General features: G+C 42.1%; 5 protein-coding genes. 1 reads left to right on the forward strand and 4 read right to left on the reverse strand.

The annotated features are described in order from the left end of the window. From CXF78_RS12220 to mdh, 3 genes are all read right to left on the reverse strand, one after another. Window positions 1-1,462, reverse strand: a 1,462-nt coding sequence (locus CXF78_RS12220; RefSeq protein WP_145991430.1) for a TonB-dependent receptor, incomplete at its 3' end; no start/stop codon positions are given. Between the two features lie 217 nt (window positions 1,463-1,679). After that, window positions 1,680-2,672, reverse strand: a complete 993-nt coding sequence (locus CXF78_RS12225; RefSeq protein ID WP_257984900.1) for an extracellular catalytic domain type 1 short-chain-length polyhydroxyalkanoate depolymerase — start codon at window positions 2,670-2,672, stop codon at window positions 1,680-1,682. Window positions 2,673-2,918: 246 nt separating this feature from the next. Then, the gene (mdh, locus tag CXF78_RS12230) at window positions 2,919-3,854 is read right to left on the reverse strand and encodes a malate dehydrogenase (RefSeq protein ID WP_011638612.1); all 936 of its coding nucleotides are present in this window, start codon (window positions 3,852-3,854) and stop codon (window positions 2,919-2,921) included. A gap of 530 nt (window positions 3,855-4,384) precedes the next feature. Here mdh and CXF78_RS12235 point away from each other — a divergent pair. Then, window positions 4,385-4,834: a GNAT family N-acetyltransferase gene (locus CXF78_RS12235; RefSeq protein WP_011638613.1), complete on the forward strand. Its 450-nt coding sequence runs from the start codon at window positions 4,385-4,387 to the stop codon at window positions 4,832-4,834. 117 nt (window positions 4,835-4,951) lie between these two features. Here the strand turns inward: CXF78_RS12235 and CXF78_RS12240 are convergent. Continuing rightward, the coding region (locus CXF78_RS12240; RefSeq protein ID WP_102036942.1) for a ribonuclease H1 domain-containing protein at window positions 4,952-5,680 on the reverse strand (729 nt) is incomplete at its 5' end.

Here is a 5,680-nt window from a genome sequence, read left to right on the forward strand (position 1 = left end):
TGAATTTAGACCATGTTTCTTCATCATCGAGCACTTTAGGTATTTGAGATTCAATTAATGCGTCATCGCGTACAAACCCAGGATACCAGTCAGTTTCTGGATAAATGCTATCGAATATCACGCCATTATAAACCGTGGCTTCTTTAGATTCGCGGGTGTAACGGCCACCTAATGTCATCGATAGCTTTTCAGTGAAATCGTATGAACCTTGCACATAAGCGGCATAGCTTTCGCTATTATTACAGCCACTCACCTCACGGGTTAGCCCACCATATGCTTTAAAGGCTTCTTCTAAAATAGCATCGAAAACACCACAAGAATCACCGTCAAAATAGTAAATCCCCGACACTAAGTTGAGATTATCACCCACATAGTTCACTTGAAACTCTTGGCTAAATTGCTCATCTTCGTAGATAGCTGGCACATCGAAAATACGTAAGCTGGTATTATCAAAGTCGATGTTAGTCAGTGACTCGCCTTCACGCTTGGCAGTGACCGACTTTACGCTCCAGTTTTCATTGAGGTTGTATTCGACCGTCGCGCTCCACCCTTCTGTTTCGACTTTGTTCCATGTAGGCATACTGGTGTAGGAGTCATATTTGCTATCGGGTACTGGTGCATCAGTTAATAAGCTAGGAAGTAGGCGATAGCCGCCTTTTGAGTTGGAGTCATCTTGGGTTTTATCATACGTAAAACGCATAAACAGATCGTCAGTCGGTGTATATTCAACACTTAAACGGCCCGCCATCACATCTTTGTTATAGTTTTCGGTATCTTGACCATCTAATGCCGAGGTTTTAAATTCACCAAAACCGTCACGGTTTAAACTCGCAAAGGCAAAACCGACATAGAGCTTGTCATCAACAATGGGTAACTGCCCTGCAATTTTGGCATCCTTTTGGCCATAACTGCCGACGGTACCTTTAAGGCTTAATTCTCCATCACCAGACATTTTTTTGGTTACATACTTAATTGCGCCACCAATAGTGTTTTTGCCGTATAACGTGCCTTGTGGTCCACGAAGTACTTCAATACGTTGTACATCAAGAATGTCTAACACCGCACCTTGCGGACGGGCAATATAGACATCATCAATGTAAATACCGACACCAGGCTCGTAGCCCCAAAGGGGATCTTCTTGACCCACGCCACGAATAAAAGCGGTAAGCGTAGAGTTTGTGCCTCGGCTAGATTGCAATGTGGTATTGGGCGAAAACTGCTGAATTTCAGTCATCACGCTGATGCCGTTTTCTGCCAACTCTGTAGCACTAACTGATGTCACTGCCACAGGCACATTTTGCAAGCTTTCGACTGTTTTACGAGCAGTCACTTCAATGCGCTCTAATACAGGTTGTTTGTCGCCGCTGTTATTTTGTTCTTCTGCGGCAACGGCATACTGCGCGCTTAACACTGACGAAATGGCTAAAGCAATACAGCTCATTTTAATAGTATTCTGTTTCATACAGATCCCCGTTGTAATATTTATTATTAATGGTTTTGCTTACTACTAATTCTGGTTTACGACTGATTTTGATTTATAACTATTTGTTTACATATTGACTGTATCGCATTTTCAACAGCATTGAATCGGTACTATAGTAGTATGTGTTTTGGTCTAGGTATTAAAAAAAAAACAATTAATATATAACAAAAACAGAATGTTATATATTTTACTTTGATTAAAGCCCCCAAAGCTTAATCACTTCTATCACACTGCTTATTGGTGCCCTAAGCAGATAATCACTTTCTTCACCTCCATGTTTTATGTCTGGATTGACGGCAATGCCGTGACCAAAATCTTTAATAGTAACGAGTTCAATTGACTGCTTATTCTGAGGATCTTTCCAGCGTGAAATACTGTATCCAGATTCATTTGTTACCGTTGGCTTAGCGTTAGATTGAGTTAACACTTGCCATTGAGATGCGAGCATTTGCGCATTGTTAGCATTGACGACATTGTCACTGTCACCTGTCCAGATACTTAATGAAGGCCAACGTGTTTGTTGAGGGTGTATTGCTTTAGCAAATTGGGCTAATTCTTCAACCGACTGCGCTGGCCCTTGCTTCATACAAGAGATGGCTTTGATCAAATTGTCGGCACAGGGATATGGCAACCCAGCGATGACTGCTCCGCTTTGAAATAGATTTGGATAATTGACGATTGCAGCGCTCGCCATGGCGCCACCCGCTGATAACCCGATGACATAAACATGCTTGGCAGCTAGTTTTTCTTGAGTGGTGACTATCATGTTTTTTATCGATAACATTTCACCACTGTCTATCTGCGTATCTTGACTTGCAAACCAGTTGAAACAACCCTTTACGTTATTGTCATAGCTTTGTTGTGGCACTAAAACCGCAAAATGATTATCTAACGCCAATGACGTTAGGCCACTTTTATCCGCCAATTCGACACCGTCTTGAATACAACCATGCAGTAACACGACTAAAGATAAATTCCCAGCATGAGAAGCATTTGAGGCTTGCGTCACAGGAAGATAAAAGCTTGTCAGCGCACCAGGATTATCACCAAAATCGGTGAGTGGGATATAAGGGGTTTCTGTTGCTTGAGCCGGTAGCATCGAAAAAATCCAACCCAGTAAAACAAGCGGCATGGTTAAGCTGTATTTTTTATTTCTCATTTCAGCGGTTTCCAAATTTAACATATTCATAACTTGCTGATTTTTGCTCCAAACTGCAATGGCACTTTAGATCCACATGGAAAACTTATACCTGTATGGCGAAGAAAGATTAAAGGGTAAGCCTGTAGCAATGCTGGATTGTGGGGGTAGACGATGTGAATAATGAAAGAGGAATAAATCGAGATGTTAGATGCAAGATGCAAGATGCAAGGCATTTTAAAACCAAAAAAAACGCGAAGCCTTGGCTTCGCGTTTTTTAGTGCATCGACTTGTTAATTACTTAACAAATTCAACGCCTAATTTGATGTCACCTTTAAGGGTGTCTAACATTGCATCGCGAGCGTTAGCTTCGAATGCGCTGATTTCACCGTAAGGTAATACTTTTTCTACGCCGTTTTTGCCAAGTAGAATTGGCTGTGCGAAGAATGTAGCGTGCTCACTGCCGCCGTCAACATAGGCACACTCAACAACGTTAGCTTCGCCTTGTAGACCACGTACCAATGATAAACCAAAGCGACATGCAGCTTGGCCCATTGATAATGTTGCGCTACCGCCACCGGCTTTAGCTTCAACAACTTCAGTACCCGCGTTTTGAATGCGAGTTGTCATTGCTGCAACTTCTTCATCAGTGAAAGTAACACCTTCAACTTGAGAAAGTAGTGGAAGAATAGTCACACCGCTGTGTCCGCCGATGACGTTAACTTTAACGTCAGCAACGTTTAAGCCTTTAAGCTCAGCGATGAAGGTTTCGCTACGGATAACGTCAAGTGTTGTGATACCGAATAAACGGTTTTTGTCATAAACACCGGCATTTTTTAATACTTCAGCAGCAATCGCTACAGTCGTGTTAACTGGGTTAGTAATAATACCCACTAGTGCTTTAGGGCAAGTTACAGCCACTTTTTCCATTAGGTTACGCACGATACCAGCGTTGATGTTGAATAGATCTGAACGATCCATACCAGGCTTACGCGCAACACCAGCAGACATTAACACTACGTCTGCGCCAACTAATGCATCAGTAGGATCTTGACCAGCAAAACCTTTTACTTCTACATCTGTTGGGATGTGACTTAAGTCAACCGCTACACCAGGAGTAACAGGAGCGATGTCATATAGAGACAACTTTGAGCCCGCAGGCAGTTGAGTTTTTAACAGTAAAGCTAGAGCCTGGCCAATACCACCAGCGGCACCCAATACAGCAACTTTCATAATTATCTCCATCAATTTATGCAGTTTGTGACATAGATCTAAATTGTCGTGGCGTCACATTACTGCATCGTCACAATAATTTCAATTATACGTTAGTGGAGGACCGTAAATAAGTAAGCCCTGATCCACGCACAGACTGGCGTAACGCCAAGTGTTAGCAGTGTTAATCCGTATAAAAACACGGCAAACAACATCGACAATATGATTATTTTTCGCCTTTTTTATACTGAAAAAACCAACATTTGAGAGTTTTTATATTGAACAAATATAACTCAGCTGTTTTATTGTGGAGTTGTAATCACCCTATCAAGCGGGTTAAGCAATATTGATATGTTTGTTTTTGGCATTAAAATGTTGATTTTGTATTGATGAGTTTGACCGTTATAGAACTTGATCTTTCATCTCGTTTAAAGCCATAAATATTGGAGCATTAACTCATTTCGTACACATTTTCTGACGCAACAAGCCAATACTTTTATTGAGTGTCGCGTTATGATAACTGCAGATCATCCTATAAAAACGAGAAAACCATGACAATAAGAATTGGCCAACATGCCGACCTACAAGCCCTAGTTCAGTTTAACCAAGCTATGGCAATGGAAACTGAAAATCTATCATTAGACACTGAGCAATTGACTCGCGGTGTTGAAGGACTACTTACTCATCCTGAACGTGGGGTATATTTAGTCGCCGAAGTTGATGGAGAAATTACCGGTTCGTTAATGGTCACCTATGAGTGGAGTGACTGGCGCGCGAGTAATTATTATTGGATCCAGAGTGTGTATATCCGTCCACAGAATCGTCGTCAGGGTATTTATGGCAAGCTTTATCAAGCGGTAAAAGACTTAGCAGCAGAAAACGGTGGCACCGCTAGTTTCCGTTTATATGTTGAGCATGACAATAAAGTTGCCCAAAAAACCTATGAGTCTTTAGGGATGGAGCAAAGCCATTATTTAATGTACGAAGAAAATACTAAGTAATTAATCGTAAGTGACGTAAGTGGTCGTAAATCACGCACAAAAAAGCCGGAAAAATCCGGCTTTTTTGTGTTTATTGACCAAGGAATCTAACGCGTTCAGGGAGGATTTGGCCAATAACTAGCCTGTTCGCAACGCGAGAATTTTACTGATATCCAGTGGCGCAGTAAATTGACTAAACCCTTTGTGCTGCAGATCAATCGCATGAATCGACATTCTGTCTGCCAATTCGTTACCTTCAATACCAATATGGGCGGCGACATGCTGAAGCACTAAATCGTCTTTCATTGCATCGTATAACTCATGTGCTTGCTTGATGATCTCCAGATTGGCGATTTCACCGGTTTTTCGGGTCCAGTTTTTAGCTTTCCAACCATATGCCCACTCACAAACACATTTAATCGAATACTGTGAGTCACTCATAATTTGCACGGTTTCACCGGCATCAAGCACTTTTTTTGCCTTAATGAGTGCCTGATGTAGCGCATTGAGCTCGGCAGTATTATTGGTGCCATTAGGATTAAACAAACCAAACCATAATTCGGCTAACTCGCCTTTGCGGTATATCGCCATCCCTGAACCCGCTTTACCTGGGTTGGGTTCGCAACCTCCGTCGGTGTAAATAACCACATCAAATTGGCTTAACACAGCTTGATTCGCGCTAAGAGTCTTGGTTGATGTTCCAGCCCCTGCAGCCTTTGTCGATGAACGACCAGCCGCTTTAGCTGGCACACTTTTGCCTATGCTGCTTGCAGGAGATTTAGCAAATGCAACTTTGGCTTCTGCTTCTGTAGCAAAGGATTTGTACTTGGCTTGCGGATATTTATCAACTGAACGCTTGGTAACATC

The organism is Shewanella sp. 11B5, assembly GCF_002836795.1.
Lineage (GTDB): Bacteria > Pseudomonadota > Gammaproteobacteria > Enterobacterales > Shewanellaceae > Shewanella > Shewanella frigidimarina.

Excerpts from the sequence above, each read along its gene's own strand:
- CXF78_RS12225 (WP_257984900.1), bottom strand. The coding sequence starts at position 2,672 with ATGAATATGTTAAATTTGGAAACCGCTGAAATGAGAAATAAAAAATAC.
- mdh (WP_011638612.1), bottom strand. The coding sequence starts at position 3,854 with ATGAAAGTTGCTGTATTGGGTGCCGCTGGTGGTATTGGCCAGGCTCTA.
- CXF78_RS12235 (WP_011638613.1), top strand. The coding sequence starts at position 4,385 with ATGACAATAAGAATTGGCCAACATGCCGACCTACAAGCCCTAGTTCAG.